The 25,466-nt window shown below is 59.7% G+C and carries 24 protein-coding genes and 1 tRNA gene; 12 read left to right on the top strand and 13 right to left on the bottom strand.

Translation table 11 applies throughout. The features are described from left to right. Nucleotides 1-53 precede the first annotated feature (53 nt). The 4 genes from lgt to ACFOOP_RS11815 all read left to right on the top strand — a co-directional run bounded on the left by lgt (nt 54) and on the right by ACFOOP_RS11815 (nt 3,977). Entirely contained in the window at nt 54-905 is an 852-nt protein-coding gene (gene lgt / locus ACFOOP_RS11830) for a prolipoprotein diacylglyceryl transferase (protein WP_379881160.1), read from the top strand. Further along, complete coding sequence (locus ACFOOP_RS11825; RefSeq protein ID WP_379881159.1) at nt 902-2,011, top strand: class I SAM-dependent methyltransferase; 1,110 nt, start codon at nt 902-904, stop codon at nt 2,009-2,011. Before lgt ends, ACFOOP_RS11825 begins: the two co-directional genes overlap by 4 nt. Next, the gene (pgeF, locus tag ACFOOP_RS11820; protein WP_379881158.1) at nt 2,011-2,787 is read left to right on the top strand and encodes a peptidoglycan editing factor PgeF; all 777 of its coding nucleotides are present in this window, start codon (nt 2,011-2,013) and stop codon (nt 2,785-2,787) included. Before ACFOOP_RS11825 ends, pgeF begins: the two co-directional genes overlap by 1 nt. A gap of 245 nt (nt 2,788-3,032) precedes the next feature. Continuing rightward, on the top strand, nt 3,033-3,977 hold the full coding sequence (locus ACFOOP_RS11815; protein ID WP_379881157.1) for a ribose-phosphate pyrophosphokinase: 945 nt from the start codon (nt 3,033-3,035) through the stop codon (nt 3,975-3,977). Nucleotides 3,978-3,994: 17 nt separating this feature from the next. Here the strand turns inward: ACFOOP_RS11815 and ACFOOP_RS11810 are convergent, their stop codons facing one another. From ACFOOP_RS11810 to ACFOOP_RS11785, 6 genes are all read right to left on the bottom strand, one after another. Continuing rightward, complete coding sequence (locus ACFOOP_RS11810; RefSeq protein WP_379881156.1) at nt 3,995-5,377, bottom strand: amidohydrolase family protein; 1,383 nt, start codon at nt 5,375-5,377, stop codon at nt 3,995-3,997. 66 nt (nt 5,378-5,443) lie between these two features. Continuing rightward, nucleotides 5,444-5,821: a VOC family protein gene (locus tag ACFOOP_RS11805; RefSeq protein ID WP_379881155.1), complete on the bottom strand. Its 378-nt coding sequence runs from the start codon at nt 5,819-5,821 to the stop codon at nt 5,444-5,446. Nucleotides 5,822-5,958: 137 nt separating this feature from the next. Beyond that, entirely contained in the window at nt 5,959-6,864 is a 906-nt protein-coding gene (rimK, locus tag ACFOOP_RS11800; RefSeq protein WP_379881154.1) for a 30S ribosomal protein S6--L-glutamate ligase, read from the bottom strand. Between the two features lie 12 nt (nt 6,865-6,876). Continuing rightward, the gene (locus tag ACFOOP_RS11795; protein WP_379881153.1) at nt 6,877-7,353 is read right to left on the bottom strand and encodes an ATP-dependent zinc protease family protein; all 477 of its coding nucleotides are present in this window, start codon (nt 7,351-7,353) and stop codon (nt 6,877-6,879) included. Between the two features lies 1 nt (nt 7,354). Beyond that, nucleotides 7,355-8,479, bottom strand: coding sequence for a CaiB/BaiF CoA transferase family protein (locus tag ACFOOP_RS11790; protein ID WP_379881152.1), 1,125 nt, complete (start codon nt 8,477-8,479; stop codon nt 7,355-7,357). Nucleotides 8,480-8,567: 88 nt separating this feature from the next. After that, nucleotides 8,568-9,656 carry a PAS domain S-box protein gene (locus ACFOOP_RS11785; protein WP_379881151.1) on the bottom strand — a complete coding sequence of 363 codons (1,089 nt, stop codon included), beginning with the start codon at nt 9,654-9,656 and terminating at the stop codon, nt 8,568-8,570. 294 nt (nt 9,657-9,950) lie between these two features. On the opposite strand from ACFOOP_RS11785, the gene ACFOOP_RS11780 reads away from it, so the two are divergent. Further along, nucleotides 9,951-11,159, top strand: a complete 1,209-nt coding sequence (locus ACFOOP_RS11780) for a pyridoxal phosphate-dependent aminotransferase (RefSeq protein ID WP_379881150.1) — start codon at nt 9,951-9,953, stop codon at nt 11,157-11,159. Nucleotides 11,160-11,283: 124 nt separating this feature from the next. Next, nucleotides 11,284-11,754: a Dps family protein gene (locus ACFOOP_RS11775; protein ID WP_379881149.1), complete on the top strand. Its 471-nt coding sequence runs from the start codon at nt 11,284-11,286 to the stop codon at nt 11,752-11,754. A gap of 156 nt (nt 11,755-11,910) precedes the next feature. Here the strand turns inward: ACFOOP_RS11775 and ACFOOP_RS11770 are convergent, their stop codons facing one another. Together ACFOOP_RS11770 and ACFOOP_RS11765 are read right to left on the bottom strand one after the other, a co-directional pair. Beyond that, entirely contained in the window at nt 11,911-12,162 is a 252-nt protein-coding gene (locus tag ACFOOP_RS11770) for a GIY-YIG nuclease family protein (protein ID WP_379881560.1), read from the bottom strand. A 97-nt stretch (nt 12,163-12,259) separates the two neighbouring features. Continuing rightward, nucleotides 12,260-12,335 (bottom strand) — tRNA-Thr (locus ACFOOP_RS11765). Nucleotides 12,336-12,413: 78 nt separating this feature from the next. On the opposite strand from ACFOOP_RS11765, the gene ACFOOP_RS11760 reads away from it, so the two are divergent. Further along, a complete protein-coding gene (locus ACFOOP_RS11760; protein WP_379881148.1) occupies nt 12,414-12,857 on the top strand; it encodes a c-type cytochrome in 444 nt (147 codons plus the stop codon). Nucleotides 12,858-13,000: 143 nt separating this feature from the next. On the opposite strand, the gene ACFOOP_RS11755 is transcribed toward ACFOOP_RS11760, so the two are convergent. Together ACFOOP_RS11755 and egtB are read right to left on the bottom strand one after the other, a co-directional pair. Further along, on the bottom strand, nt 13,001-13,834 hold the full coding sequence (locus tag ACFOOP_RS11755) for a class II aldolase/adducin family protein (RefSeq protein WP_379881147.1): 834 nt from the start codon (nt 13,832-13,834) through the stop codon (nt 13,001-13,003). A 70-nt stretch (nt 13,835-13,904) separates the two neighbouring features. Beyond that, nucleotides 13,905-15,191, bottom strand: coding sequence for an ergothioneine biosynthesis protein EgtB (egtB, locus tag ACFOOP_RS11750; protein ID WP_379881146.1), 1,287 nt, complete (start codon nt 15,189-15,191; stop codon nt 13,905-13,907). 87 nt (nt 15,192-15,278) lie between these two features. Between egtB and ACFOOP_RS11745 the strand changes: the two genes are divergently transcribed. Together ACFOOP_RS11745 and ACFOOP_RS11740 are read left to right on the top strand one after the other, a co-directional pair. Beyond that, a complete protein-coding gene (locus ACFOOP_RS11745) occupies nt 15,279-16,067 on the top strand; it encodes an NAD kinase (protein WP_379881145.1) in 789 nt (262 codons plus the stop codon). Between the two features lie 170 nt (nt 16,068-16,237). After that, nucleotides 16,238-18,274: an EAL domain-containing protein gene (locus ACFOOP_RS11740; protein ID WP_379881144.1), complete on the top strand. Its 2,037-nt coding sequence runs from the start codon at nt 16,238-16,240 to the stop codon at nt 18,272-18,274. Between the two features lie 33 nt (nt 18,275-18,307). Here the strand turns inward: ACFOOP_RS11740 and ACFOOP_RS11735 are convergent, their stop codons facing one another. From ACFOOP_RS11735 to ACFOOP_RS11725, 3 genes are all read right to left on the bottom strand, one after another. Beyond that, the gene (locus ACFOOP_RS11735) at nt 18,308-19,696 is read right to left on the bottom strand and encodes a carotenoid oxygenase family protein (RefSeq protein WP_379881143.1); all 1,389 of its coding nucleotides are present in this window, start codon (nt 19,694-19,696) and stop codon (nt 18,308-18,310) included. A gap of 69 nt (nt 19,697-19,765) precedes the next feature. Then, nucleotides 19,766-20,113, bottom strand: a complete 348-nt coding sequence (locus ACFOOP_RS11730) for a hypothetical protein (RefSeq protein WP_379881142.1) — start codon at nt 20,111-20,113, stop codon at nt 19,766-19,768. Between the two features lie 109 nt (nt 20,114-20,222). Continuing rightward, nucleotides 20,223-21,494 (bottom strand): response regulator, encoded by a 1,272-nt coding sequence (locus ACFOOP_RS11725; protein ID WP_379881141.1) that lies wholly within the window; start codon nt 21,492-21,494, stop codon nt 20,223-20,225. Nucleotides 21,495-21,693: 199 nt separating this feature from the next. Between ACFOOP_RS11725 and radA the strand changes: the two genes are divergently transcribed. From radA to purF, 3 genes are all read left to right on the top strand, one after another. Continuing rightward, the gene (gene radA, locus ACFOOP_RS11720; protein ID WP_379881140.1) at nt 21,694-23,064 is read left to right on the top strand and encodes a DNA repair protein RadA; all 1,371 of its coding nucleotides are present in this window, start codon (nt 21,694-21,696) and stop codon (nt 23,062-23,064) included. Between the two features lie 102 nt (nt 23,065-23,166). Then, nucleotides 23,167-23,856, top strand: a complete 690-nt coding sequence (locus ACFOOP_RS11715; RefSeq protein WP_379881139.1) for a CvpA family protein — start codon at nt 23,167-23,169, stop codon at nt 23,854-23,856. Continuing rightward, complete coding sequence (gene purF / locus ACFOOP_RS11710) at nt 23,853-25,424, top strand: amidophosphoribosyltransferase (RefSeq protein ID WP_379881138.1); 1,572 nt, start codon at nt 23,853-23,855, stop codon at nt 25,422-25,424. Before ACFOOP_RS11715 ends, purF begins: the two co-directional genes overlap by 4 nt. The last annotated feature ends 42 nt before the right edge of the window (nt 25,425-25,466 follow it).

Raw genomic sequence — 25,466 nt, 5'->3', positions numbered from 1 at the left:
CAAAGCGCGCTATTGAGACGCACGAAATCCCCAAGCCCTCTTCAAGGCCGGTTATGAGCGTCCCCTATCCCACCATTGACCCCGTTCTCCTGAAGATCGGCCCGTTTTCCCTGCGCTGGTACTCGCTGGCCTATATTGGCGGGCTCGCTGTCGGCTGGTGGTATCTTAGCCGGCTGATCAAAAAGACGGCGTTATGGCCGAAATCCGGAGCGCCGGTGACGCGCCCGCAGCTTGACGACATTGTCTTCTGGGTCGCCATCGGCGTCATGGCGGGCGGGCGGCTCGGCTATCTGCTTTTCTATGAGCCGCATCTCATTATCGCGCCGTGGGAAAAACTGTTCGGCGTCATCCCCTTTCCACCGGCGCTGATGACGTGGAATGGCGGCATGTCGTTTCATGGCGGGCTTCTCGGCGTGACGCTGGTTGGCGTCTGGTTCGCAAGGAAGCACAAGATCGACATGCTCTCGCTCGGCGACATGTTCGCCTGCGCAACGCCGATCGGGTTGTTCTTTGGGCGCATCGCCAATTTCATCAACGCCGAGCTTTACGGACGTCCGTGGGACGGCGCGTGGTCCATGGTGTTTCCCACCGACCCGCTACAGGTTCCCCGGCACCCGAGCCAGCTCTATGAGGCGGCGCTTGAAGGCGTCGCGCTTTTCATCATTCTGTTTTTCGCCACCCGCAAATTCGGTTTTCTGAAACGCCCCGGCGCGACCATGGGACTGTTCCTCGCCGGCTATGGCGTGTCGCGCATCATCGTTGAAAATTTCCGTGAGCCTGACGCGCAAATGCCGGACTTTCCGCTCGGGCTAACGATGGGGATGATGCTGTCCATGCCAATGCTGGCGCTTGGCGCCTGGCTGATATGGCGAACCTTCAAAACGCCCCAAAAGGCGGCCGCATGAGCAGCGGCATTCCAGAACTGACGCCGCTGGAAGAACGCCTGATCGACCTCATCAAACTGAAAGGGCCGATCACCGTCGCGGACTACATGACCGATGCGCTGACGCATCCTCATGAAGGCTATTACATGCAAGGCATGCCCATCGGCGCAGAGGGCGACTTCACGACAGCGCCCGAGATCAGTCAGGTGTTCGGCGAATTGATCGGCCTGTGGCTGGTCGAGGCGTGGCAGGCCATGGGCTCGCCCGAAGCCTTCAACCTCATCGAACTCGGCCCCGGACGCGGCGTGTTGATGGCGGATATCTTACGCGCAGCGCGGCTGCGCCCCGGCTTTGCGCGCGGCGCGCAGGTCTGGCTGCTCGAAACCTCCGGCAGGTTGCGGGTCGAACAGCAAAAGCGTCTGAAGGTCACGGAAGCAAAACCGCTCTGGGCCGATGACTACGCTGACATCCCGCCGGCGCCGTCGCTGATTATTGCGAATGAGTTTTTCGACTGTTTGCCGATCCGTCAGTTTGAGCGGATCAAGTCGGGCTGGCGCGAACGCCTCGTCGGACTCGACGACGAAACCGGACGCCTCGCCTTTACGCTCGGGAAAACCCCGCCGCCGCCGGATTTTCATCTCCCCTCACTCGAAGAAAGCGAGGAAGGCGATATTTTCGAGATCTCCCCGGAAACAAAAACCTTCACCACCGAAATCTGCAAGACGCTGATGGATCAGGGCGGCCATGCGCTGATTATCGATTACGGCCATATGGCGCGCGGGCTCGGCGACACGCTGCAGGCGGTGAAGAACCATCATTACTGGCCGCCGCTGGCGACGCCCGGCCGCGCCGACATCACCGTGCATGTGGATTTTGAGACGCTCGCCGACGCCGCCATCGAAGCCGGCGCAACCGTGCATGGACCTGTAACCCAGGGACGGTTTCTCGACCGCCTCGGCCTGCCCTTCCGCGTTGAAAGCCTGTGCAAGGGAAAGCCGCAGCTCCAGGCCGACGATATCCGCGCCGCCGCTGCGCGCATTGCATCCCCCGGCGCCATGGGCGAGATCTTCAAGGTGATGTGCCTTTCGTCGCCGAACCTTCCGGTTCCCGCCGGGTTTGAAACCTGATGTCTGCTCCGCACTATCTCGTGTCACCGCTGCTCGATCAGCCAGGCGTCGCGCACGGGTTTTTCTCCCGCGATGGCGGCGTCTCAAAGCCGCCCTATGCGAGCCTCAACACCGGACCCGGTTCCGATGACCGGCCCGAAGACATTGCCGAGAATCGGCGCCGTTGCGCGGTTGCGCTCGGGGTCGCGCCAGACCGGCTGATGACCGCCTATCAGGTTCACTCGCCAGAGGTGCGTGTCGTCGACGCGCCTTGGGAAAACGGTCCGGAAAAGGTCGATGCGCTGGCGACCAAAACGCCCGGCCTCGCGCTTGGCGCCCTTGCCGCCGACTGCATGCCGTTCCTCTTCGCCGACCCCAAGGCCGGGATTGTCGCCGCCGCCCATGCGGGCTGGCGCGGCGCGCTTGCTGGCATTCTGGAGAATACCGTCGCGGCGATGGTTAAGCTCGGCGCGAAACCGGAAAACATTGTCGCCGCAGTCGGCCCTTGCCTGCGCCAGCCGAACTTTGAAGTGGGCCTCGACCTGCTCGAAACTTTCACCGCCAAGCATCCTGAAGCAGAACGGTTTTTTGCTCCCGGCCTCAGTCCGGACAAGCGCCAGCTCGACCTTGCGGGATTTGGCCGCTGGCGGCTGGCGGAGGCGGGTGTCACGCAGCTTGACGATGTCGGCCTGTGCACCCTCGCCGAGCCCGACCGATTCTTCAGCTATCGCGCCATGCGCCGCCGCAACGAGGCCGATTATGGCCGCAATCTTTCGGCGATCGCCCTGCGAGCCTGAACAGACACGGCGGTCGGGACACGCTCCGCGGTTCAGGCTCGCGTTTACTAAGAATCAGCGCCATAGCCGCATCGAGTAGGCGATACGATCTCCCGGCGCCCCGGTTTTCAGAATTTTGCAGCCGAAATTTCACGGTAAGGCGCTGGAAGAAATATGATTTCAAAAAGGCCGCCGCCGCGGGTTGCGCATCCTTCAAGAAACCGTCATGAAACGCGCGCTGTCGATGGCTAGCGAGGGGTCGCTTCATGAAACTGATCGCCGGAAATTCCAACCGCCGGTTAAGCGAATCCATTGGGCGAAAGCTCTCCACTCCTCTGTCTCAGGCCGAGATCAAGACCTTCAAGGATGGCGAGGTCTTTGTCGAAATTCAGGAAAATGTCCGCGGCGAGGATGTGTTCGTCATCCAGTCGACGGCCTATCCGGCGAATGACAATCTGATGGAGCTCCTGATCACGATGGACGCGCTGAGCCGCGCTTCGGCAAGCCGCATCACCGCTGTGATCCCTTATTTCGGTTACGCCCGTCAGGACCGTAAAGCAGGCCCCCGGACGCCAATCTCGGCGAAGCTCGTCGCCAATCTCATCACCACCGCCGGCGCCGACAGGGTGTTGACCGTCGATCTTCACGCCGGACAGATTCAAGGCTTCTTCGACATCCCGACGGACAATCTTTACGCCGTCAAAGAATTCGAGCGCCGCATTCGCGAATTGCATAATGGCGACCTCGCCGACGTCACCGTGGTCTCTCCCGATGTGGGCGGTGTGGTGCGCGCCCGGGCGCTGGCCAAACGGCTCGAAGACCGCCCCCTCGCCATTGTCGACAAACGCCGCGAAGGGCCCGGCCTTTCCGAAGTCATGAACATTATCGGCGAAGTCAAAGGCCGCCATTGCGTGATCTTCGACGACATCGTCGATTCCGGCGGCACGCTCTGCAACGCCGCACAGGCGCTGATGGACAAGGGCGCGTCATCGGTCACCGCCTGCATCACTCATGGCGTTCTTTCCGATCATGCGGAAAACCGGGTGATGAAGTCGGAGGCGCTGACTCGCCTGATCATCACCGACTCCATCGAAGCGCGCGAAGGCGTCGCCGACTGTCCGAAAATCGAGCAAGTCTCCATCGCGACGCTCTTAGCCGAAGCGATCCGCCGCATCGCCAATGAAGAGTCGGTGTCGAGCCTGTTCGACTAAGCCCGACAGGTCTTGGCTTAAAGATTTTCCTCGACCGGAACGCCGTCGCGTTTGTAAACGACGCCGCCCTTCATCACGAAATCCACATGCTGCAAGAGATTGATGTATTCAAGCACATCGCCTTCGACTGCGATGATGTCGGCTTTCTTGCCAGTGGAGACAGTGCCAAGCTCATCATCGACGCCCATCATCACAGCAGGCCAGTAAACCGCCGACCGGATCACGTCCATAACCGGAACGCCCATCACACGCACAAGCACGTCCATCTCGTTCCAGGTGGACTGGCAGTGAAACTTCATGGGAATGCCACTATCGGTGCCCACAAGAAACACGACGCCGGCGTCGCGCAATTGTTGAATCTTGCGCTTTAATGTCGGTTTCCGAAGCGGCGTTAATTGCGTGTAGCCGAGTTGTCCCGGCTGTGAAATCGACTGCTTGATGTCGGCGATGGTGTCGGGCTTCAGCCCTCTCTTCCAGCAATCGGCGTCGAGCTTTTCCGGGTTGGCGACGGTGCGGTCGAAATTCCAGAGCCCTTCGACTGTCGGCGTCCAGAATAGCGGCCCGCCCGCAATACGCCCCGTCGCTGTGCGCTCGCGCAGCGCGGCGATAATGTCGGGCGGATATTCCGGCGCCGTCGTCAGCCCCGTATGTTCGAAATTATCGACACCGATCTGAAGGCCCACACGGATTTCATTAGGCCGGTGGGAATGCGCCACCACTTTCATACCGCGCTTGTGGGCTTCATCAACGATCGCCTGCGCGACACCCTTCGCCATTTTGTCCTGATCGATGAGCTTGACGATATCCATGCCGGCCTCGTCGAGCGTGCGCACTTTCGCGCGCGCGTCAGCGGCGCTCGTCACCGCCCAGCGATAGCTTTTTTGCCAGTCGTCAACATCGGCCTGAAGGAAAGGACCGGACATGAAAAGGCGCGGCGCCGGAATGTCACCGCGCGCTGCGCGTTCTTTCAGACTCTTTGAAGCCTCAAGCGGCGCGCCGAGATCGCGCGTCGATGTCACGCCCGCCAGAAGAAGCTGAACAGCGCTCGCAGGCATGATCTCGTCAGCAAAGCGGTCGCCGTAATTCGCCTGCCAGTGCGGGTAATCCGCATGCCCTGTCAGCTGCAGATGGGCGTGCGCCTCCCAGAGGCCGGGCAGCACATCCATTCCCTCAGTGGAGATAACCTCATATCCAGACGGCACATCCAGCGTATCGACCGTGCCGACTTCGGTGATCGTATCGCCGTCAATCAGAATGACGCTGTTGTGGATCGGCGCGTGACCGAAACCGTCAATCAGACGGCCGCCCACAAGCGCCGTTTTGTCCTGCGCCGCCGCCCCTGCCGTTACAATCCCCAGAGCGGCAACCGTCGCAGCCGCCAGCTTCGCCAAATTCTTCATGAACGCCCCTTACATTTCGCTGGGGACAGTTAAGAGGACGCCGCCTGAGGACGCAAGCCGGGCCGCCTAACCCGGATCTTTCCCGCCCGGCTCCCAGAGCTGGATCGGATTGCCTTCCGGGTCGAAAAGCTGCGCGAATTTTCCGTTCGGATATTCTTCCGGGTCGACTTCAACCTCGATGCCCTTGCCGCGAAGCTGTTTCACCATGGCGTCGAGATTTTTAACGCGGAAATTGATCATCCACTGGTTCTTCATATCGCCGAAATAAGTTGTATCCTGGGCGAACGGCGCGAAGACCGTCGTGCCGGCATTGGTACGCCAGGCGGGCGAGTCGTAATCGCCCGGCACGGTCAGGATTCCGAGAGTGTCCTCATACCATTGCGCGAGTCCGCTCGTATCTTTCGCGCGGAAGAAAAACCCGCCAATGCCGTCAACTGTTTCCATGATGGTGCTCCCTTTTGAACAAAGCACATCATGGCCTGCCTGAGACAGCAAGACTGAAACCGTTGAAAAGTCTTGATTTCACCCTTCCGGGTGATGACGTCACCTGATCCTGTGAGACGTCTTGCGCGCTGAAATTATCAGCCCTTGCCGCGGGTTTTGGTTTTGCCGGGCTTGGCGTTCTTTTCGATCCAGTCGATCAGCAGATCGGCGACATCGATGCCTGTCGCTTTCTCCATCCCTTCGAGACCGGGCGAGGAATTCACCTCCATCACCACGGGTCCATGGTTGGAGCGCAGCATATCGACGCCGCAGAAATTGAGGCCCATGGCTTTCGCCGCGCCCACCGCGGTCGTGCGTTCCTGCGGCGTGATTTTGACCTTCTCCGCGGTGCCGCCGCGATGGATGTTGGAGCGGAAGTCGCCTTCCTTGCCCTTGCGCTTCATGGTCGCAACGACCTTGTCGCCGAGAACGATGCAGCGAATGTCCTCGCCGCCGGCTTCCTTGATGAATTCCTGCACGAGAATGTTGGTGTTGACGCCGCCGAAGGCCTGAATGATTGACTCAGCGGCCTTCTGGGTTTCACCAAGAACCACGCCAATCCCTTGCGTGCCTTCAAGCAGCTTGATGATCACCGGCGCGCCGCCGATCATATTGAGAATCTCGTCAGCCTGGCTTGTTCTGTGCGCGAAGACGGTCACCGGCAGGCCGATGCCTTTCCTCGCCAGCAATTGCAGCGAGCGCAACTTGTCGCGCGAACGTGTAATGGCGACGGACTCATTGACCGGATAGACCCCCATCATCTCAAGCTGGCGCAAGACCGCCGTGCCGTAAAACGTCACCGAGGCGCCGATGCGCGGGATCACTGCGTCAAAATTCGGCAACTCCTCACCGCGATACCGCACGGTCGGTTTGAGCGAGGTGATGTTGATGTAGCACCGCAAATGGTCGACGACATCGATATCGTGCCCTCGCGCTTCCGCCGCTTCGACGATGCGCTGATGAGAATAGAGTTCTGCATTACGGCACATAAGTGCAAGTTTCATCTTGATGGTCCTCTATTCTCTTTCTTTGGGGCCCAGGAGGTAGGATGCGCCCGGGTCGACGATAAATTTCCGGCGCAGCGCGTCACGCCCGATCAGGAGGCGGAACCCCATGGCGTCGCGATTGGTTAAAGTCAAATCGATTTTCCACGTCCTGCCGTTAACACGCAAACGCGTTTCGATGACATATCGTTCCTCTTCCTGACCGTTTGACGACCGGATAACGCGGCGCCCCGCAATGGGCGCGCGGCAGAAGACCTCAGGTTTTTTGCGCCGTTGCAGGGGATGCAGGTAGAACTCCACATGATCGACGCCGTCGAGCACCACTTCACGAATGCGGAAGGCGTGAATCGCGGAGGATTTGGCGCCGGTGTCTATCTTGGCGTTAATGCCCGTGATGTCGAAATCGGGCAGGTCCGCCCATTCACGCCAGCCTATTAACGCTTTTTCTTTTTTCTTTTTTACGCTCTTTTTATTGACGTCGCCGGTCACGCTACAAAACCCCCGCTTCTCGCCAGGATGCAACAAGCCGGTCATCAACGCCGATTTCAGCGAGGATTTCTTCCGCATGCTGGCCCGGCGCCGGAATGGGCCGCGGATCAGCCGGCTCGGCGCCGTCAAAGCGAGGCGCAGCCGCCGCCTGCAACACGCCATTCACATCGCGCAGAATATTACGGGCTTTCATATGCGGATGCGCCGCCGCCTCGGACGGCGCCAGCACCGGCGCAAAACAAACATCACTTCCGTAGAGCAGCGCCGTCCACTCATCGCGGGATTTTGTTTTAAAGAGTTCGGAAAAACGTTTTTTCAACGCCGGCCATTTTGACGTGTCATATTGAGCGGCGAAGTCGGCATCAGCGGAGAGGCCGAGCTTTTCCAGAAGCTCGGCGTAAAATTTCGGCTCCAGCGGACCAATGGAAATCCAGCCGCCGCAAGAACATTGATACGCGCTGTAAAAATGCGCGCCGTCGAGCATGCTTTGCCCGCGCGCGTCGGGCATGCCGCCAATGGCCCGCACCGAATAAAGCAGGTTCATCATATGCGCCGACCCATCGACAATGGCGGCGTCCACGACCGTTCCCTCACCGGTTTCGCGCGCGCGCATGATCCCGGCGAGAATGCCGATCGCAAGATAAAGCGCGCCGCCGCCCACATCGCCCACCAGCGTCGGCGGCGGAACCGGCGCTTCGCCTTCCGCGCCCGCATACCACGCCGCGCCCGAGAGCGACGCGTAGTTGATGTCGTGACCGGCCACAGCGCTCAGCGGTCCGGTCTGCCCCCATCCGGTCAACCGTCCGTAGACCAATTTTTTATTGCGCGCGCGCGCCTCATCCGGCCCGAGGCCGAGGCGCTCCATGACTCCGGGACGCAGACCCTCAATCAGCGCATCGGAATTGGCGACAATGTCGAGGGCGATTTTTCTTGCGTCTTCGTTTTTGAGATCGAGCGCGATAGAGCGCTTGCCGCGTTTATAGATCGCCGCCACGCCCGCATCCGCGCCGCCCTTGCGTTCGATCAGGATGACATCTGCGCCGAGATCGGCCAGCAGCATGCCGCAGAACGGTCCCGGCCCCAGCCCTTCAAATTCGACAATCCTGACGCCTTCCAGCACGCTCATGCGTCACCCTTGCTGCAGAGGCGCGACCATAAGGCGCCCGCCCGCACTAATGCGCATGATCGCCTGCGGAGGCAAGAAAGAAGCGCTGTTATTCGGCTGCGTGGATGTGATGGCGGCGCGCGGCCTTTTCCTTCAGGCGCCCGCCGGTGAAAACAAAGCCCTCGACGCCGGGCACATAGAGCATATTGGTCAGCCGTCCCGACAGCGCCACATATTCTCCGCCCTCGCCTGAACGCATACAGACATGGGGCAGCGCCATGCCCTCGCCCAATTGCGAGAGCGACTTCTCCCCGACAGCGCGGAACAGCGGCATGTCGTCGGGATGAACGATGTCTTTGGTCATGCGCCCCAGCATCAGATAGGCCGGCGCGCCGAACGCCTTTTCCGCCGAAGGACTGGCATAGACAACCTTGCCTTCCGGCGAGAAGATCAACGTAACATCAAGCGAGGATTCCACCAGCGCGCGAAAGCGCTGCTCCGCCGTGTGGGCCGTATCGACCTTGCGGCGCAGGGCGGTCAGCAATTTCTCATTCTTCGTATGCAACAGGATTGAACGATCAATCATGCGCTGGGTGACGAGCGCGAGATATGCGCTCGCCGCGCCGTAAAGAACAACGACGCCTGCAATCGCGAGCCCATTGGCGCTTGACGTATAAGCATAAGTCGCCGCCAGCGGCGCGAGCGCAGGAATGTTGAACGCAAGCACCGCGCGCCACGAAGCGCCGGAGGAGACAATCGCCGCCGCCGTCATCCCGGCAATGACAAAGGGAAGGAAAGCGTGATCGATAACGCCGTGCACAGCGAAAATGGGCGCAAGCGCTCCCCAAGCCATACCATTCAGCGCCATGAAAAAGATGTGCAGCTTTGCAAAATTCGACAAGTGCCGCGCGCCAACACCGCCCATGCGATAATGCAGCCACAAGCCTGCGCGCAAAAGGGCGATGCCGATGACAACGCCAACCCATGTAAACAGAACCGGGTGATCAACGGCGCGCCACGCGACAGCAAGGGTGATCAATGCGTTTATGCTGCTGGCGATAACGGCGGTCGGCGCGCCGCGAAATAAAAGCGCGGCTCTTTCGACTTTGATTTTAACCGCCTCTACCTGCGTCAGCCCTTTCAACTGGGCCTTGCGGCTGGGAACTTTCGAAATGGCGGTCTGGAGCTCCGCGATCATAAGCTCTCCCTCGTTCCCCCGCTGCCCCCATGAAATCACATTCGCGGCCCGGCGCAAAACAAAACTTGCGGCCTGACTGTTTTTCCTCGTTTTCCCCAGCCTGGTAAAAAACCGCCTCACTATGAAGGAGTTAACGGGCACAGCGCCGGTAAATGCTGAAAGAGGCGCCAAAGCTATCCTTAATGTTAGGCATCCTACAGACGCGTCAATTGGCGTTTGAACCGCGCTCAAAATTTGTTGGTTTGCGTCGCAACAAAGCGCTAAACAGCCCCCGCATCAGCCTTGGAACCAGCCATGACCAGCTTTCAGTCGTCGACCGCGCTTCAGCGCATCAAACCTTCCCCGACCCTCGCCGCGACGCAGATGGCGCGCGACCTTAAAGCGCAGGGCCGCGACGTGATTTCGCTCGGCGCAGGCGAGCCGGATTTCGACACGCCCGACTTCGTCAAGGAAGCCGCGATCAAGGCGATCCGCGACGGCAAAACCAAATACACGAATGTGGACGGCATTCCCGAACTCAAAGAGGCGATCATCGCCAAGTTCAAACGCGACAACGACCTCAACTACGAGATCGGCCAGATCAATGTGGCGCCGGGCGGCAAGGCGGTTCTTTACAACGCCTTTGTTGCTACGCTGAATCCCGGCGATGAAGTCATCATCCCGGCGCCCTACTGGGTTTCCTATCCCGACATGGCGCTGCTCGCCGGCGGCCAGCCGGTTATCGTCCCGACGACGCAAGAGCGCAATTTCAAACTGACGCCTGAAGATCTTGAACGCGCGATCACGCCAAAGACGAAATGGTTCGTCTTCAACTCGCCATCCAACCCGACCGGAGCCGCCTATACGCGCGAAGAGGTCAAGGCGCTGACCGATGTTCTGATGCGCCACCCCCATGTGTGGATCATGTCCGACGACATGTATGAACATATTGTTTATGACGATTTTGACTTCACGACGCCTGCACAGATTGAGCCCGGTCTTTATGACCGCACGCTGACGATTAACGGCGTCTCGAAAGCCTACGCCATGACCGGCTGGCGCCTTGGCTATGCGGGCGGGCCGCAGCCCTTGATCAAGGCTATGGCGAAGGTCATGTCGCAATCGACCTCGAACCCCTGCTCGATCACGCAATATGCCAGCGTCGCCGCCTTGAATGGCGATCAGTCTTTCCTGATTGAGCGCAACAACGCATTCAAGGAGCGCCGCAACCTTGTCGTCGACATGCTCAACGAGGCGGAGGGTCTTTCCTGCGCCAAACCGGAAGGGGCGTTCTATGTCTATCCGTCCTGCGCCGGAACCATCGGCAAGACGACGCCGGACGGCGCGAAGATCGCCAGCGATGAGGATTTCACGACAGAACTCATCAAGGCGGAGGGCGTTTCCGCCGTGTTCGGCGCGGCCTTCGGGCTCGCCCCGTTTTTCCGGGTTTCCTACGCGGCCTCTATTGAGGATATGCGCGAGGCCTGCACCCGGATTCAAAGATTCTGCGCGTCTCTGAAATAGGCTCTTTCAGCCGTAAAAGTTCCATCGAAAAATCCGAACAATCATTTTGATATTATCAATTTGATTGTTCTCAGTGGCGTTCCTATGTGTCTGTTGAAGCAGAAATTCAAAGGAGAGGACCATAATGAAAGTTGATATCGGCATCGAAGAAAATGCACGCAACTCGGTCGCGCAGGCGCTGAACGAGACCCTCGCGGACACCTATTCCCTGTATATGAAAACCCACGCCTATCACTGGAACGTGACGGGACCGCAATTCCAGACGCTGCACGTCATGTTCGAAGAACAGTATCGTGAAATGTGGGAAGCGCTCGACGAAATTGCGGAGCGTGTGCGCGCGCTTGGCGTCTTCGCACCCACATCAGGCAAACAATTCGCAGAGCTTTCAGCAATCGAAAACGCCGATACGGCGCCGCCAAAAGCAGCCGACATGATTGAACGGTTATTGTCTGATCATGAAACGCTGATCAAACGCGCCCGCAATGGTCTGGAAACCGCCGAAGAAGCCGGCGACGCGGCGAGCGCTGACCTCCTTACTGTGCGTATTCAAACACACGAAAAAACCGCGTGGATGCTGCGCGCCCTGACCCAGTAATCTCGCGCAGCAAAGCGTCGCAGGAATATAAGGGAACAAACCCCGCGCCGACGCTGTTCACACCCATAAGCGGCAATACGGGTTTCTCTTGTCGCTGGCCGGCTCCTGAGTGTTTAGGGGCCGGTCTTTTTTTGTGGGAAGAGAGAGATGGTGGGGCTAGACGCTGCCAATCAACCGCTTCTTTGTGAACGCCCTGCCTGAATGTGATTTCAAGTATTTTTCAAACGCTAACGCTTTGAGTTTGTCCGGGAAGGCGCTGTACCATAAAATTTCCCATGGAGCATACTTAGCGGTGTGAGAGGATTTGCCCGCATTATGGTCGGCCATGCGTTGTTTCAGATTTTCAGTGGCGCCGGTATATTCTTGCTCGGGTGAGGCCACGCTTCGAATGATATATACATACCACATGCAACCCGTCTTCGCTCTGTGAGCTTCGCCGGGCACTGCTTCGCCCAAGGTTCGCTCTACGCTTGGCTGCGCCACGCGTAGCCCAAAGGGCGAAGCGTGGTGCCCCCAGTCCGACTCGAACGAACGACCTACTGATTACAAATCAGTTGCTCTACCAGCTGAGCTATAGGGGCGTTGGCCGCACCGATACCGGATTGGACGCCGCCTGACTAGAGGGTATAGAGGTCTGATTCAAGTCCCGGGAGTCCCTCATGAAATACGCCATCATTTTCGCCGCCGCCCTCACCCTCGCCGCCTGCGGCGCTGAGAGCGAAAGCGCGGGATCTGGCGAGAATGTCGCGCCGGCCGCCGAGGCGCCCAGCCCAGCCCCCGCCGCAGCGCCGACAACGACGCCAGAGGAGCGCGGGCGCAAGCTGTTTAACGAATGCGCGATCTGCCACACGGCCAAGGAAGGCGATCCCCACCGGGTCGGCCCCAATCTGTTCGGGGTTGTCGGCCGCAGCGCCGGCAAGGCGGACGGCTTCGCCTACTCAAAGGCGTTCACCGATTCGGACGTCGTCTGGACCGAGGAAAATCTCAGCGCCTTTATCGAGAACCCGCAAGCTTTCATGCGCGGCAACCGCATGGCTTATGTGGGCCAGCGCGACGCGGAAAAGCGCGCCGACCTCATCGCTTATCTGAAGACGCTGAAATAACGCCAGAAGACATCTGTATGAGTTCTCCTCCCCCGCTTGCGGGGGAGGTGTCCGCGAAGCGGACGGAGGGGGCATATAGGCCCCCATCGCCTCGCCCTATGGGCTCGGCACTTCCCCCGTAAACGGGGGAAGAGAGACGCTATCTAAACATCATACCCCGGTTTCAGCCTGTTCAGCCTGCGGAGCAATCCGGGCCAGGCGAGATTATCGCCAAGGCCGGGCACAAAGGCTGGCGAGCCTTGCTGCATCACCCGCGCGCTCATTTCCGGGCCTTCCTCGCGCGGCGGTTTGGTGTCCGACTGGGCGAGGATCTGCGCCTTGCAGGCCTGTTCGAGGAAATACATGCGCAAAAACGCAGTCGCGCAATTGGCGCCCACGGTCAGCGTGCCGTGATTGCGCAAGATCACAAAATGATGCGCGCCCATATCGGCGACAAGCCGCTCGCGCTCATCATGGTCCAGCGCGATCCCTTCATAGTCGTGATAGGCGACATCGTCATGCACCACCATGGCGAATTGCGTCAGGCGCTTCAGGCCATCCTGCTGCGCCGACACTGCGACACCATATGGCGAGTGAATATGTAAAACCGCATGGGCGTCTTGGCGCGCCATATGCACCGCCGAATGAATGGTGAAGCCCGCCGGATTTGAGAAATAAGGCGTGTCGCCGACAACCTGACCGTCGACGTCGACCTTGACCAGAGACGACGCCGTCATCTCGTCAAACAAAACTCCATAAGGATTGATCAGAAAACGCGCTTTGCCGTCTTCATCAGGGCAGCGCACGGAGAAATGCGTGAAGATCAGATCGGTCCAGCCATAGATCGACGCAAGACGGTATGTCGCCGCGAGATCGCAGCGCAGCTTCCATTCCTCATCGCTAATCTTGCCCTTCAGCGTCGGCAGGTCGAGCGGATCGGGAATGCTGAAACCGGGGGCTTTGTCGATCCCTGTCGGGGCTTTCATCTGTGCTGTCATGACCGATCCTCCAAGTCTTTTTTGTGAAGGCGATCATATGGGAAGAGCCCGCGCCGCGCCATGATGGAGATCAGTTAATATCCCGGGCGAGACGGAAGCCGGAATATTGCCAGCGCGCATCCGGCGGAAAGAAGTTGCGGTAGGAGACACGCAAATGTCCTGCGGGGGATGCGCAGGACCCGCCCTTGAGCACCATCTGTCCCGACATGAACTTGCCATTATATTCGCCCACCGCGCCGTCCGCGACCGCGAATCCCGGATAGGGAAGATACGCGCTCGCGGTCCATTCCCAGACATCGCCGAAGAGTTGCAACAGCTCATCGCCTTCGGGCTGGGGCGCCGGCGCCGGCGGACGCGGCACGCCCGCTTCCAGAAAGCGGCCTTCCGTCGGAAACAGCGACGCCGCCGCCTCCCACTCGACTTCGGTAGGAAGGCGCGCGCCGGCCCAGCTGGCGTATGCCGCCGCTTCGTAATGGCTCACATGGCAAACCGGGGCATGCGGATTAATTTCGCGTTCGCCGAAGAGAGAATATTGCAACCAGCGTCCGTCTACCTCGCGCCAATAAAGCGGCGCGCGCCATTCTTCCATCCGCACCCTATCCCAGCCATCAGACAGCCAGTGATCGGGCGTTTCATAGCCGCCGTCTTCGATAAAAGCGATAAACTCGGCGTTGGTCACCGGCCGGTTCGCAAGCTCAAACGGATGCAGATAAATCTTGTGGCGCGGGCCTTCATTATCGAAGGCGAACCCGTCTCCATCCCAGCCAATATCGCACAAGCCGCCTTCCATCCGGCGCCAGCGCATTGAAGGCGCCGCATGTGCCACGGCGCCGCCCGCATCCTCATAGATGGCCGGCTTTGTCGGATTGAAAGACATGGCGTGCTGCAAATCCGTCAGCAGCAATTCCTGATGCTGTTCCTCATGGGCGAAGCCGAGCACCATAAGCGCGGCGACATCGAGAAGCTGTTTTTCTTCCGCGTTTTCTATGAAAGCGGTCAACGCCTCGTTCACATGCTTGCGGTAGGCGTAAACCATGTCGAGCGACGGACGGGAGACGAGCCCGCGAATGTCACGGGGATGCCGGTCGCCGACGCCATTGTAATAGGAGTTGAAGAGATAGCTGAAATCCGGGTGAAACTGTTCATAGGAAGGCGCATGCGGCGCCAGAATGAAGGTTTCAAAAAACCAGCTTGTATGAGCGAGGTTCCACTTTGCAGGGCTCGCCGCCTCCATGGACTGCAACAGGCAGTCTTCGGGCGAGAGCGGCGCTGCTAATGCCTCGCTATCCTTCCTGACGCGGCGGAATCTTTCGACTATAGTGGCGCGATCGAGACCTGCGGGCATATCCAGAGGCATAGGCTTCCATGACGTTTGATGACAGACAAGGCGCGTATTGCATCATAACCCGAAAGCCCCAGTGTAATGCAAATTGGGGAGAGGCAAATGCCTGAAGGCGCGCTGACCGCCAAAACGGTGAAAATGTGCTTCATCGGCCATGACAGGCCGGCGGCGCAGGAAACCCTGGCGGAACTTAAAGACCGGTACGGCAATCACGATGTCGAGAAGTGCGATGTAATCGTCCCCGTCGGCGGCGACGGCTATATGCTCGACGTCCTGCGTGCGCATATGCATACGGGCAAGCCGTTTTACGGCATCAATCGCGGCACGGTCGGGTTCATGATGAATGATGCGCGGCTGGAGGAATTGCCGGAGCGGATCGCCGACGCCGAGCCGACCATCATTCACCCCCTCGTCATGACCGCGACGACTATGGGGGGAGAGACCGTCACCGCAACGGCAATCAACGAAGTCTCCCTGTTCCGGGAAACGCGCCAGTCCGCCCGCATCCGCATCTCCGTCAACGGCAAGGTCCGGATGGAGAGCCTGACCTGCGACGGCGTCCTTTTGTCGACGCCGGCCGGCTCCACCGCCTACAATCTTTCAGCCCATGGGCCGATCCTGCCGATCTCCGCCCAGATGCTCGCCCTCACCCCGATCAGCGCCTTCAGGCCGCGGCGCTGGCGCGGCGCGCTTCTGCCGCGCGACGCGTCCGTGACTTTTGAAACCCTCGAAAGCGACAAGCGGCCGGTCTCCGCCGTGGCCGATAATCAGGAAGTGCGTGACGTCATCCGGGTGGAGGCGCGCGAGAATCGCGATATTTCCATGACCCTCCTGTTCGACCGCGGCCAGTCGCTCGAAGAGCGCGTTCTGCGCGAACAATTCGACTATTAAGCTTTTTCCAGACCCGTTAATCAGCGGTTTACCTTGCACCCTGAATCGACGCAGTGTGCCGCCGAATACTTCCGGTTTCTGTTCAGCGAGAATTAACCCGCGCCACGGATTATGGACGGAATGTTAACCGGGGGTCGCAGCCATTTCGGCTGGCGGAAGGGCAATAAGGGATGGGCGCTCAGGCAGTTCGGCTTTCCAATGTCGACATCGACAATGCGTTGAAAAACAAGGACTTCGAAGTCCTGTTTCAACCAGTGTTCGATCTCGGCAACGGCGCCCTCGCCCGGGTTGAATCCTTCGTGCGCTGGCGCCACCCCAAACTCGGCCTGTTGCCGCCGGGCGCTTTCATTTCGTTTTTCGAATCCCAGGGGCGGATGAGCGAGCTCACCCGCTATGTGCTGGCGAGTTCCCTCAAATCCTACATGGAGTGGCGCGGTCCCTGGCCTCCGGGCCTGTCGGTCAATCTCGCCCTTTCGGATCTCAGCGACGAGGCCTTCACCTCGCATTTCGCAAAGCTCTTGCGCGATAATGATTTCCCGGCCGATCTCGTCACCCTCGAATGTCCGATGCCGCCGGTCGATATGTCCATCGAAGCGGCGCAGGTCCATTTCCAGCGTCTAGCCAAAACCGGCGCGCGTCTCGCCATTGAGGTGCGCGGACGCGCTAATGAGTTGTTGCGCTCTCTCGATCCGTTTCCTTTCGACGAAATTAAAACCGGCGGCTCCGCGATCCTCAGATTTGCGCGCACAGTGCGCGGGCCCGGCCTTTCCGCCATCGCCGATCTTCTCGACGTCGCCAACAACGCCAACGCCGCAATCACCGCCGTCGGGGTTGAGGATCAGGCGTCGCTCGCAGCGCTGCGCGGTCTCGGCTTTACGGCGGCGCAAGGCAACCATCTCGCCAAGGTCGGCTCGCTCAAGGAATTCCGGCCGCATCGCATCAACGAGGTGCGCGGCCTTCTCGATCTCGAACCGTTGAGCCAAGCGAACCTCACCGCTCTCTTCCGGACCGAAGCGCCGGCGGCGCAAGCGTCCGAGGCTGAGCCCGCCAAGAAAAAAGAAGGCGCGCCAACCGAAGACGCGCTGATCGAGCGTCTGAACGAACGCGTCGCCCAATATGACGCGCCGGCCCAGCCCGACACGCCAGCCAAGCCCGCATCTGCGGCCAAAGCGGCAAGCCGGACCGACACGGCGCCAAGCGAGGAAGACGCAAAGAAAGCCAAGGCGCGCGAAAAAGCGAAAGCCCTCGCTTTGGCGAAACGCGCCAAGGCGCGCGCCGAGCGAAAAACCGCCGCCATCGAGCGCGCGAAAGCCAAAGCCGCTGCGCGCCCGGCGGACGAGGTCACCGATGTCTCCGCCGATGCGGCAGCCCCTGCGCCGCGAGACATGCAGGACATGCTGACCCGCGCCTTTACGCCGGACGAAAAGCCCTCCGCGCCCGAAACGCAATCACAACCGGAAACGGCGAGCGCGCCAGAACAAACCGCCGAGCCGCAATCACCTGCTGCTGACGCAACGCCTAACGCTGGCGAACCGGCCGAACAGGGAACGCCGGTTTTCATCACGCGCGAAGACATTGCGCCGCCTAAACAAGAGCCGGCGCAAAAGCCGGCCGCCCAAAAGCAAGTCAAAGAAGACGCCGCGAAGCCCTCTATCATCGAACGCGCCATGGCTCAGGAAAGTCGAGCGCAAGAGAGCAGCGCTCAGGAGAATGCGGCGCAGGCTGCAGCAGCGGCTGCGTTCGCCAATCCCGTCTCGCTCGCGGTCGGCGCCTCCGGCGCCTATTTCCAGCCCGGCATTCGCGTTGGCGCGCCAGCCCTGTTCGGCGAACCCGACACGCCGATCGAGCCAAGCGGTCTCAACCTGCCGCCGCAAAGACCTGCGCCGCGCGAAGCGCCTGCGCCACGCGCCCCGGCGCCCGTCGCGCCGCCTGTGCAATCCGCCCCCGCGCCGCAACAGGAAGCGCCAGAAGAAGCGCCGCTATTCGCCGACCCGTCCAGTGAGTCCATGCTCGGCGATCTTAATCGCGAAACCGCAGAAGCGGCCGCGCCTGTTCGCCGCCGCAAGCCGTTCCTCAAGCGCACGGTCGTTCCGATCTCATCGCATTTCTGGCCGAAAAGCTGGAGACGTTCCTGGAAACGGCGCGCCGCCGCGCGCGCCGAACAACGGCGCGAGCAGGAAACGGTCGAGCCGCAAGCCGCGGAATAAGCAGACAAACAACCGATCAAGGCAAGGCGCACATCACACGCCTTGCGCCCATATTCCATGAAACCCCGCAGGGACGCGGCAAGGGAGTTGCACTTTCGCAACCGGCGGCGCGGAGAAATTCCGCGCGTCGATGACATGCGCCTCTGAGTTGCCATCCATGTCCGCAGTAAACGTCACAAGCCAGCCGTCGTCTTCTTCACTGGCGCCAATGCGTGATGCGAACGCAGGCTCTGAGCCGAAAACGCCTTGCGGAAAATCGTGGCGTTCGCTTTTGCCGGTTTGAAGATCGTATTTCATCAGGCCGGAAAAGCGCTGTTCGATACAGTCATCGAAAACTACGTGATAGGAATAGCGCGCTTTGCGTCCGGCATAATCGTTATTGATCACCGGAAACTCCGACAACGCATCATCGATCTGTTGCTCACGCCCCTCGCCGGTCTTCATGTTCATGCGCCAGAGAAAAGGTTGCGCGCGAAGCGCAAGCACATCGGCCATGGCAGCATAGGGCCCGTATTTCGGATCAGGTTTCAATCCATTCGGAACCATCTTGCAGGCCGCCATGACGACTTCCTCGTCCTCCTCCCAACTATTGATGACGTGATAAACATAGCAGGTCGGGAACTCGAACCATTTCGCGTCTCCGCCCTTGCGCGGCACAACGCCGAAACGCGTGGGCTGGTCCGCCACATGAATCTGCCACAAGCGATTGCGGATCGCGCTGTCAGAAAAGATCACCGGCAGGTCATGGAGAATGACGTAGTTCTCGGTCATGCCCATATCGTGCGGCAGGCGCGGACCCGGCAGATCGATTTCCTGAAACTGCGTCAGCGCGCCTTCCGCTGACACCGTTCCTGTCCACATCTTCGGCTCGTAAAGCGCGTAATCAAAAAAGACGAGCTCGCCGGTCACGGGATCGGTCTTCGAGTGCGCCGAAATATTGCGCGGCAGCTTGCCGCCAAAATTTTCAACGCCGACCGTGTCCAGCGTTTCTATATCCACCGCGATCGGCTGGCCCGAGATATACCACAACGCCAACAGCTTGCCGTTATGAACGATGACATCAGTGTTCGCCGTATCACGATAATGGACCTTGCGGCCCGGCGCGTCGCGCGAGGGCTCGAAAATCCCCGGCATGGTCGATGCGCCATTGGCTTTCAGGTCTTGGGTTTGCACATAGCGGTTGCGATAGCGCGCCCTGCCATTCTCGAACCAGATCCCATGGATCATGCCGTCGCCGTCGAACCAGTGATGCATGCCCTTTGGCGGTTCGGCCGGGTTCGGCCCGTTGCGAAAATAAGCTCCGTGAAGCGCGCGCGGAATCTCGCCAATCACCGGCAGATCATCCGCGGTCACTTCATCCTTCACCGGCCCATAAAGGCCGTGGAGATAGGGGTTGAGGTCGTTCAGCGCTTTTCCGCCCATTTGCATCTCCCTGATTGAGGCCACTCTACCGCATCCCGGGCGCACGCAAACCGGCTTTTGCAGCACTCTTTAGGGTGCGCTTTTTCGATCTTTGTACCTGCGCCATTGATTTCGCGCCACCAGCCCCAGCGCCACAAGCGTTATCGGCGTAAAAAACGGAATCATGCTGAGCGCCATCCAGTCTGGCAAAAACAGATCGCTGACATGCGCGTGACTGCCGGTCTGTTGGCGCGCATAGAGTTGCAAGGGGCAATCACCGCGAAAGATCGCGAGACACGCCAGTTCGATTGCGAGTATGACCAGAGAAATATTGAGCCAGAGGCCATGACGGTCGCGCAGACCGCAATAAAGAATGTAAAACACGGCGGATGCATTGACCGCAGCTATGAGCGTGTGAATGAGTTTGAGCCAGAACATATCCACGCCGCACCCCATTTTCACAGCCTGGACGCCAAACCAGCTTGTTCGGGGGGCTTTATATCAGCTTTCGCGGAACGGCCTCAAGTCATGAGATATCATCGAAAAATTAAGCGGCGTCGCGCTGCTTTTTCTTGACCACAAAGGTCTCAAGCGTTTCGTACAACGTGTCGATGATGACCGGCTTCGGCAGGACGGCGTTCATGCCCGCCTCTTTATAGCGAACCAGATATTCACGCGTCACGGACGTGGTCATCGCGATGATCGGAATCTTTGAAAAGGCCTCATCGCTTTCCCGGATTTCACGCGTCGCAGCGATGCCGTCCATCACCGGCATCTGAATGTCCATGAACACCAGATCGCACTTCGTGGTTTTAAGTATTTCAACGGCTTCACTTCCGTTCGCCGCCAACAGGACTTCACCGACTTCCCCCTGGCCGAGCAACTCTTTCATAATCAAGAGATTGATCTTGTCGTCATCCACAACCAGAATCGTTTTGTCAGCCAGGTGCGCTTTCATCCGCTCGACGGGTTTCGCCGTTGACGGCTCCGCCTCGCCAGCCGGCACCTTCGTCATCGCCACCGGAACGCTAAGCTTGAACGCAACGCCGCTGCCAAAGGCGCTCTTGACGGTCAGCGATCCGCCCATTTTTTCAGCCAGCATGCGCGACAGCATGAGCGACAGACGGCGCCCGTCCGTATCCATCATTTCCGCATTGTTTTCGTATTTGTCGGGACGGAAATATGACTCCGTCATGTACTGGTCCATCCCCGCGCTGCTGTCCTTGATATAGGCTTGCAGATATCCCTGCGATTGAGGCCCCGCGGCGGTTAAATCAAACGCGACGCTGACCGCGCCGGAGTCGGTTTGCTTGATGGACTGCGCAATGACCGTAGACACACACTGAATGTAACGCGTCTGATCCATCTCAAAATGCCAGTGAGACAGTTTCCGTGTGTCAAAGCTCAAGGTCAGGCCTTTTTTCTCCGCCCGCTTTGCGAAGCGGCGTTCAAGCGTTCTCAATGTCGCGCGGAAATTCACCTTGGACGCCTCAATATTCAGACGGTCCGACTGCAAATCGAGAATATCGAGAATATCCATCAACGAGCCGCGAAGATTGTAGGAGCCCTCGTTCAGGATGCCGATCAGCTGCTCCTGCTTTTTCGTCAATCCGTTTTTCTGGAAATCGAGCGCCTGAAGAGAGCCGACAATCTGGTTCAACGGCGCGCGCAACTGATGAGCCGACGCCGACAGGAAGGCGTTATTGGCCGCCATCGCGGCGTTGAGCTGTTTGCTGCGCGTCCGCCGGCAGACGAGCCACATGATGGCGACTCCGGCGAAAAATGATAAAATGGCGAGACCGATTGCGAAGATCGTCACCTGTTCCTCCGGCGTTACTCTCCCCCGCCAGTTGCAGAACCCCTTAGGGTACAACCGCTTATAAGGGGAACCGCTTGCGAATAATGAAAAATTGTCCGCACATTTTAGCGAATAAGTAGAGCGTTCTTTTAAGTATGTTTTTTCCAGTCAGGAGCGGCCGCTAATTGTCTTCTGGCCCGGCGTGATCCATTAACCGTGAATGGCCAAACACACCGATACATTCGTCTGCCAGTCCTGCGGCGCGGTCTATGGAAAATGGGCCGGACGCTGTGAAGCGTGCGGAGAGTGGAACACCATCCAACAGGAAATGTCCGAAGCCGGACCGCCCGGATCGCTCGCGGGCGCGGCGGGCGGGACCGCCAAGACCAAAGGTAAGAAGATCGAATTCACCGGGCTGACAGGCTCGACCGAGGAGGCGCCGCGCCTCAACACCGGCAATCAGGAATTTGACCGCGCTTGCGGCGGCGGGCTGGTGCCCGGTTCAGCGCTCCTGATCGGCGGCGATCCCGGCGTCGGCAAGTCTACCTTGTTGTTGCAGATCGCATCTGGCCTCGCCAAAGGCGGCGCCTCGGTCGCCTATATCTCGGGCGAGGAGGCGACGGCGCAGATCCGCCTGCGCGCAAAACGCCTCGGCGTTGAAAAGTCGCCGGTGCATCTGGCTTCCGCCACGTCGCTGCGAGATATTCTCGCGACCCTCAAGGCTGAAAAGCCCGACGCGGTCATTATCGATTCCATTCAGACGCTCTGGTCTGACGCTCTCCCGGCGGCGCCCGGCACAGTGACGCAAGTGCGCGCCTGCGCTCAGGAGCTTGTCAGATTCGCAAAGTCTTCAGGCTGCATCGTCCTTCTGGTGGGGCATGTCACCAAGGACGGACAGATCGCCGGCCCCCGCGTTGTCGAACATATGGTCGATGCGGTGATGTATTTTGAAAGCGAACAGGGACGCGATTTCCGCATTCTGCGCGCCGTGAAAAACCGCTTCGGCGCAGCCCATGAAATCGGCGTCTTTGAAATGGCCGGCAACGGCTTGCGCGAGGTCGCCAATCCGTCGGAGCTGTTCCTTACGGGCGGCGATACGGCCGTTTCCGGCGCCGCCGTCTTCGCCGGGATCGAAGGCACCCGGCCTGTGCTGGTTGAAATTCAGGCGCTGGTCTCCCCCTCCACGCTCGCAACACCGCGCCGTGCTGTTGTGGGCTGGGACAGTGCGCGCCTTTCCATGCTCCTCGCCGTGCTAGATGCCCGTGCGGGTCTCGATTTCGGCCGTAATGACGTCTTTCTCAACGTCGCCGGGGGCCTCAGAATTGCTGAGCCCGCCGCGGATCTCGCAGCCGCCGCCGCGCTCTGCTCCTCCCTGTTTGATTCGCCGCTCCCCCGGGACCGGGTGGTTTTCGGCGAGGTCGCGCTATCGGGCGCAGTCCGGCCCGTCAATCAGACCGAGGCCCGCCTTAAAGAAGCCAAAAAGCTGGGCTTTTCAGGCGCCCTCGCCCCGGCCGGGGCCCAAAGCGGGACATTGAAGGTCGTTGAGGCGGAAACACTGCGCGAATTGGTGCGCTGGGCGCGCAATCCGTGATCGAGAATGGTTGAGAAAAATCCCCATGGCGGCTATGGAATTGGCCAGGGGCTATGAACGACTCGCCCTACTGTTTCGGGGCGACGATAGGCGGGTTCGGTAATGTTTGATCTCCTGTTTCTAGTGGTTGTCGGCGTATCCACCGCCTTCGCCGTCTTGCGTGGGGGCTTGCGCGAAGTCTCGACGCTTCTAGCGCTCGCCGTCGCCGGCGGCGTAACGCTTTTGCTGATTGAGCCCGTTCTCGCCGTAACCGGCCAGGCGGGCAGTTTTTTTGGCACTGCGATCATCGCCGGATTGCTGGTCGGCGTCTTTTTCCTGGCCGCCCATATCGGGTTTCATATCGGCCTGAAACGCTTCCCGCTTGAAGGCCGCGCCAGGACAATCGACCGGATTGGCGGCGGCGTGTTCGGTTTCGCGCGCGGCCTCGTTCTCATCGGCCTCGGCTATCTCGGCTATTCCTATTATCTCGACGAGGCCAAGCAGCCTGAGGAAGTCAAATCCGCCATGACCCGCCCCATCGCGGCTGGCATGGCCCACTGGTTCGAAAGCTTCACTCCGGAAACTGCTGACCTTGACGCGCCAACCGCGCCTTCCCAGATCGACCCTGAGGATGACGCCGCTCTCTCAGGCTATGACCGCAGCGACCGCAACAACCTCAACGAAATCGTCACCACGGTGACCACGACGGACCCGGCCATCGAAGCCACCGCGCCCGGCGCCGAAGATGCAAACGAACCGGCCGAAGACGACGACCCCATAGCCGATATCCTGAATGAGGACACTCCGGAATGACCATTCCATTTGATGAAACAGGCGACGCTAGCCAGAATTTTACCGAACGCGCCGCCAGTTTCCTCAAAAAGGACGGCGCAGCGTTCAAGGCCCACAGGGATGAACTCGAAGCGCTCGTCGGCAAACCGAAATTAGTGGAAGAGTGCGGCGTCTTTGGCGTCATCGGCACCAGCGACGCGGCGGCGCTTACGGCGCTCGGCCTCCACGCCCTTCAGCATCGCGGCCAGGAAGCGGCGGGCGTCGCCAGCTATGACGGCAAGCATTTCCATACCGAGCGGTTTTTGGGCCTCGTCTCCGACAATTTCTCCGATGCGGGCACGCTCGGCTCTCTCGCAGGCGACGCCGCAATCGGCCATACGCGCTACTCGACGCAAGGCGACACGGTGCTGCGCAACGTGCAGCCGCTGTACGCCGATCTCGACCAGACGGGCATCGCCATCGCCCATAACGGCAATCTCACCAACTCGAAAACCCTGCGCGCGGACCTCGTCCGGCGCGGCTGCATTTTTCAGTCAACGTCGGATTCAGAAATCTTCCTGCAACTGACGGCGCGCTCGCAATATCTCTCCGTTGTCGACAAGCTGATCGAGTCCTTCAAACAGATCGAAGGCGCCTATGCGCTGACGGTGCTAACGCCGGAAGGCCTGATCGGCGCGCGCGACCCGGTCGGCATTCGTCCGCTCATTCTCGGCGACCTTAAGGGCGCGCCAATCCTCGCATCGGAAACCTGCGCGCTTGATATTATCGGCGCGAAATTCGTGCGTGACATCAACCCCGGCGAAGTTGTCATCTGTAAAGCCGACGGCACGATCGAAAGCCGCCAGGTTTTTCCGAAAAAAGATCACGCCCGGCCCTGCATTTTCGAACTGATTTATTTCGCCAAGCCGAATTCCGTTGTGGATGGGCAAAGCGTTTATGAATTGCGAAAGCGCCTCGGCGAACGTCTCGCCAAGGAAGCGCCCTGCGACGCCGATCTTGTTTCGCCGATCCCGGACTCCGGGGTTCCCGCCGCCATCGGCTACTCGCAAAAGACCGGCCTGCCCTACGAGATGGCGCTGATCCGCAGCCATCATATCGGCCGCACCTTTATCGAGCCCGAACAGAAAATCCGCGAGGCCGGCGTTGCCCGCAAACATTCGCCAAACCGCGCTCTCATCGAAGGCAAGCGCGTTGTCCTGATTGACGATTCCATCGTGCGCGGCACCACCTCGCGCAAGATCGCCGAGATGCTGCGCCATGCGGGCGCCAAAGAAGTGCATATGCGCATCGCCTGTCCGCCGATCATCCATCCGGATTTTTACGGCATCAACACGCCGTCTCATGATGAGCTTCTCGCGGTCGATCGAACCATAGAAGAAATGCGCGACCTTATCGGCGTAGACAGCCTCGCCTTTTTGTCGCTCGACGGCCTCTACAAGGCGTTCCGCAAAGGCAAACGCGACGACGACGCGCCCGCCTTCACCGATCACTGTTTTACAGGCGATTACCCGACCAAGCTCACAGATCGCGATGCGGAACAACGCAACGCCATGGTGACGCAGCTCTCCTTCCTCGCGGAAACGAGCTAGCATTAACCGTCAATCGGCATAATTCCGCCGGATTTCAGCGCG

The organism is Hyphococcus aureus (assembly GCF_042643165.1).
GTDB lineage: Bacteria > Pseudomonadota > Alphaproteobacteria > Caulobacterales > Parvularculaceae > Hyphococcus > Hyphococcus aureus.
This window is presented reverse-complemented; position numbering and strand designations above follow the sequence as displayed.

Bases quoted from the DNA above. Each gene is read 5' to 3' on its own strand.
- ACFOOP_RS11740 (WP_379881144.1), top strand. From the start codon at position 16,238: ATGGGCGCTCAGGCAGTTCGGCTTTCCAATGTCGACATCGACAATGCG.
- pgeF (WP_379881158.1), top strand. From the start codon at position 2,011: ATGTCTGCTCCGCACTATCTCGTGTCACCGCTGCTCGATCAGCCAGGC.
- ACFOOP_RS11780 (WP_379881150.1), top strand. From the start codon at position 9,951: ATGACCAGCTTTCAGTCGTCGACCGCGCTTCAGCGCATCAAACCTTCC.
- ACFOOP_RS11815 (WP_379881157.1), top strand. From the start codon at position 3,033: ATGAAACTGATCGCCGGAAATTCCAACCGCCGGTTAAGCGAATCCATT.
- ACFOOP_RS11810 (WP_379881156.1), bottom strand. From the start codon at position 5,377: ATGAAGAATTTGGCGAAGCTGGCGGCTGCGACGGTTGCCGCTCTGGGG.
- ACFOOP_RS11745 (WP_379881145.1), top strand. From the start codon at position 15,279: ATGCCTGAAGGCGCGCTGACCGCCAAAACGGTGAAAATGTGCTTCATC.
- ACFOOP_RS11770 (WP_379881560.1), bottom strand. From the start codon at position 12,162: ATGTGGTATGTATATATCATTCGAAGCGTGGCCTCACCCGAGCAAGAA.
- radA (WP_379881140.1), top strand. From the start codon at position 21,694: ATGGCCAAACACACCGATACATTCGTCTGCCAGTCCTGCGGCGCGGTC.
- ACFOOP_RS11730 (WP_379881142.1), bottom strand. From the start codon at position 20,113: ATGTTCTGGCTCAAACTCATTCACACGCTCATAGCTGCGGTCAATGCA.
- ACFOOP_RS11825 (WP_379881159.1), top strand. From the start codon at position 902: ATGAGCAGCGGCATTCCAGAACTGACGCCGCTGGAAGAACGCCTGATC.
- purF (WP_379881138.1), top strand. From the start codon at position 23,853: ATGACCATTCCATTTGATGAAACAGGCGACGCTAGCCAGAATTTTACC.
- lgt (WP_379881160.1), top strand. From the start codon at position 54: ATGAGCGTCCCCTATCCCACCATTGACCCCGTTCTCCTGAAGATCGGC.
- ACFOOP_RS11715 (WP_379881139.1), top strand. From the start codon at position 23,167: ATGTTTGATCTCCTGTTTCTAGTGGTTGTCGGCGTATCCACCGCCTTC.
- ACFOOP_RS11755 (WP_379881147.1), bottom strand. From the start codon at position 13,834: ATGACAGCACAGATGAAAGCCCCGACAGGGATCGACAAAGCCCCCGGT.
- ACFOOP_RS11775 (WP_379881149.1), top strand. From the start codon at position 11,284: ATGAAAGTTGATATCGGCATCGAAGAAAATGCACGCAACTCGGTCGCG.
- egtB (WP_379881146.1), bottom strand. From the start codon at position 15,191: ATGCCTCTGGATATGCCCGCAGGTCTCGATCGCGCCACTATAGTCGAA.
- ACFOOP_RS11785 (WP_379881151.1), bottom strand. From the start codon at position 9,656: ATGATCGCGGAGCTCCAGACCGCCATTTCGAAAGTTCCCAGCCGCAAG.
- rimK (WP_379881154.1), bottom strand. From the start codon at position 6,864: ATGAAACTTGCACTTATGTGCCGTAATGCAGAACTCTATTCTCATCAG.
- ACFOOP_RS11790 (WP_379881152.1), bottom strand. From the start codon at position 8,479: ATGAGCGTGCTGGAAGGCGTCAGGATTGTCGAATTTGAAGGGCTGGGG.
- ACFOOP_RS11805 (WP_379881155.1), bottom strand. From the start codon at position 5,821: ATGGAAACAGTTGACGGCATTGGCGGGTTTTTCTTCCGCGCGAAAGAT.
- ACFOOP_RS11735 (WP_379881143.1), bottom strand. From the start codon at position 19,696: ATGGGCGGAAAAGCGCTGAACGACCTCAACCCCTATCTCCACGGCCTT.
- ACFOOP_RS11760 (WP_379881148.1), top strand. From the start codon at position 12,414: ATGAAATACGCCATCATTTTCGCCGCCGCCCTCACCCTCGCCGCCTGC.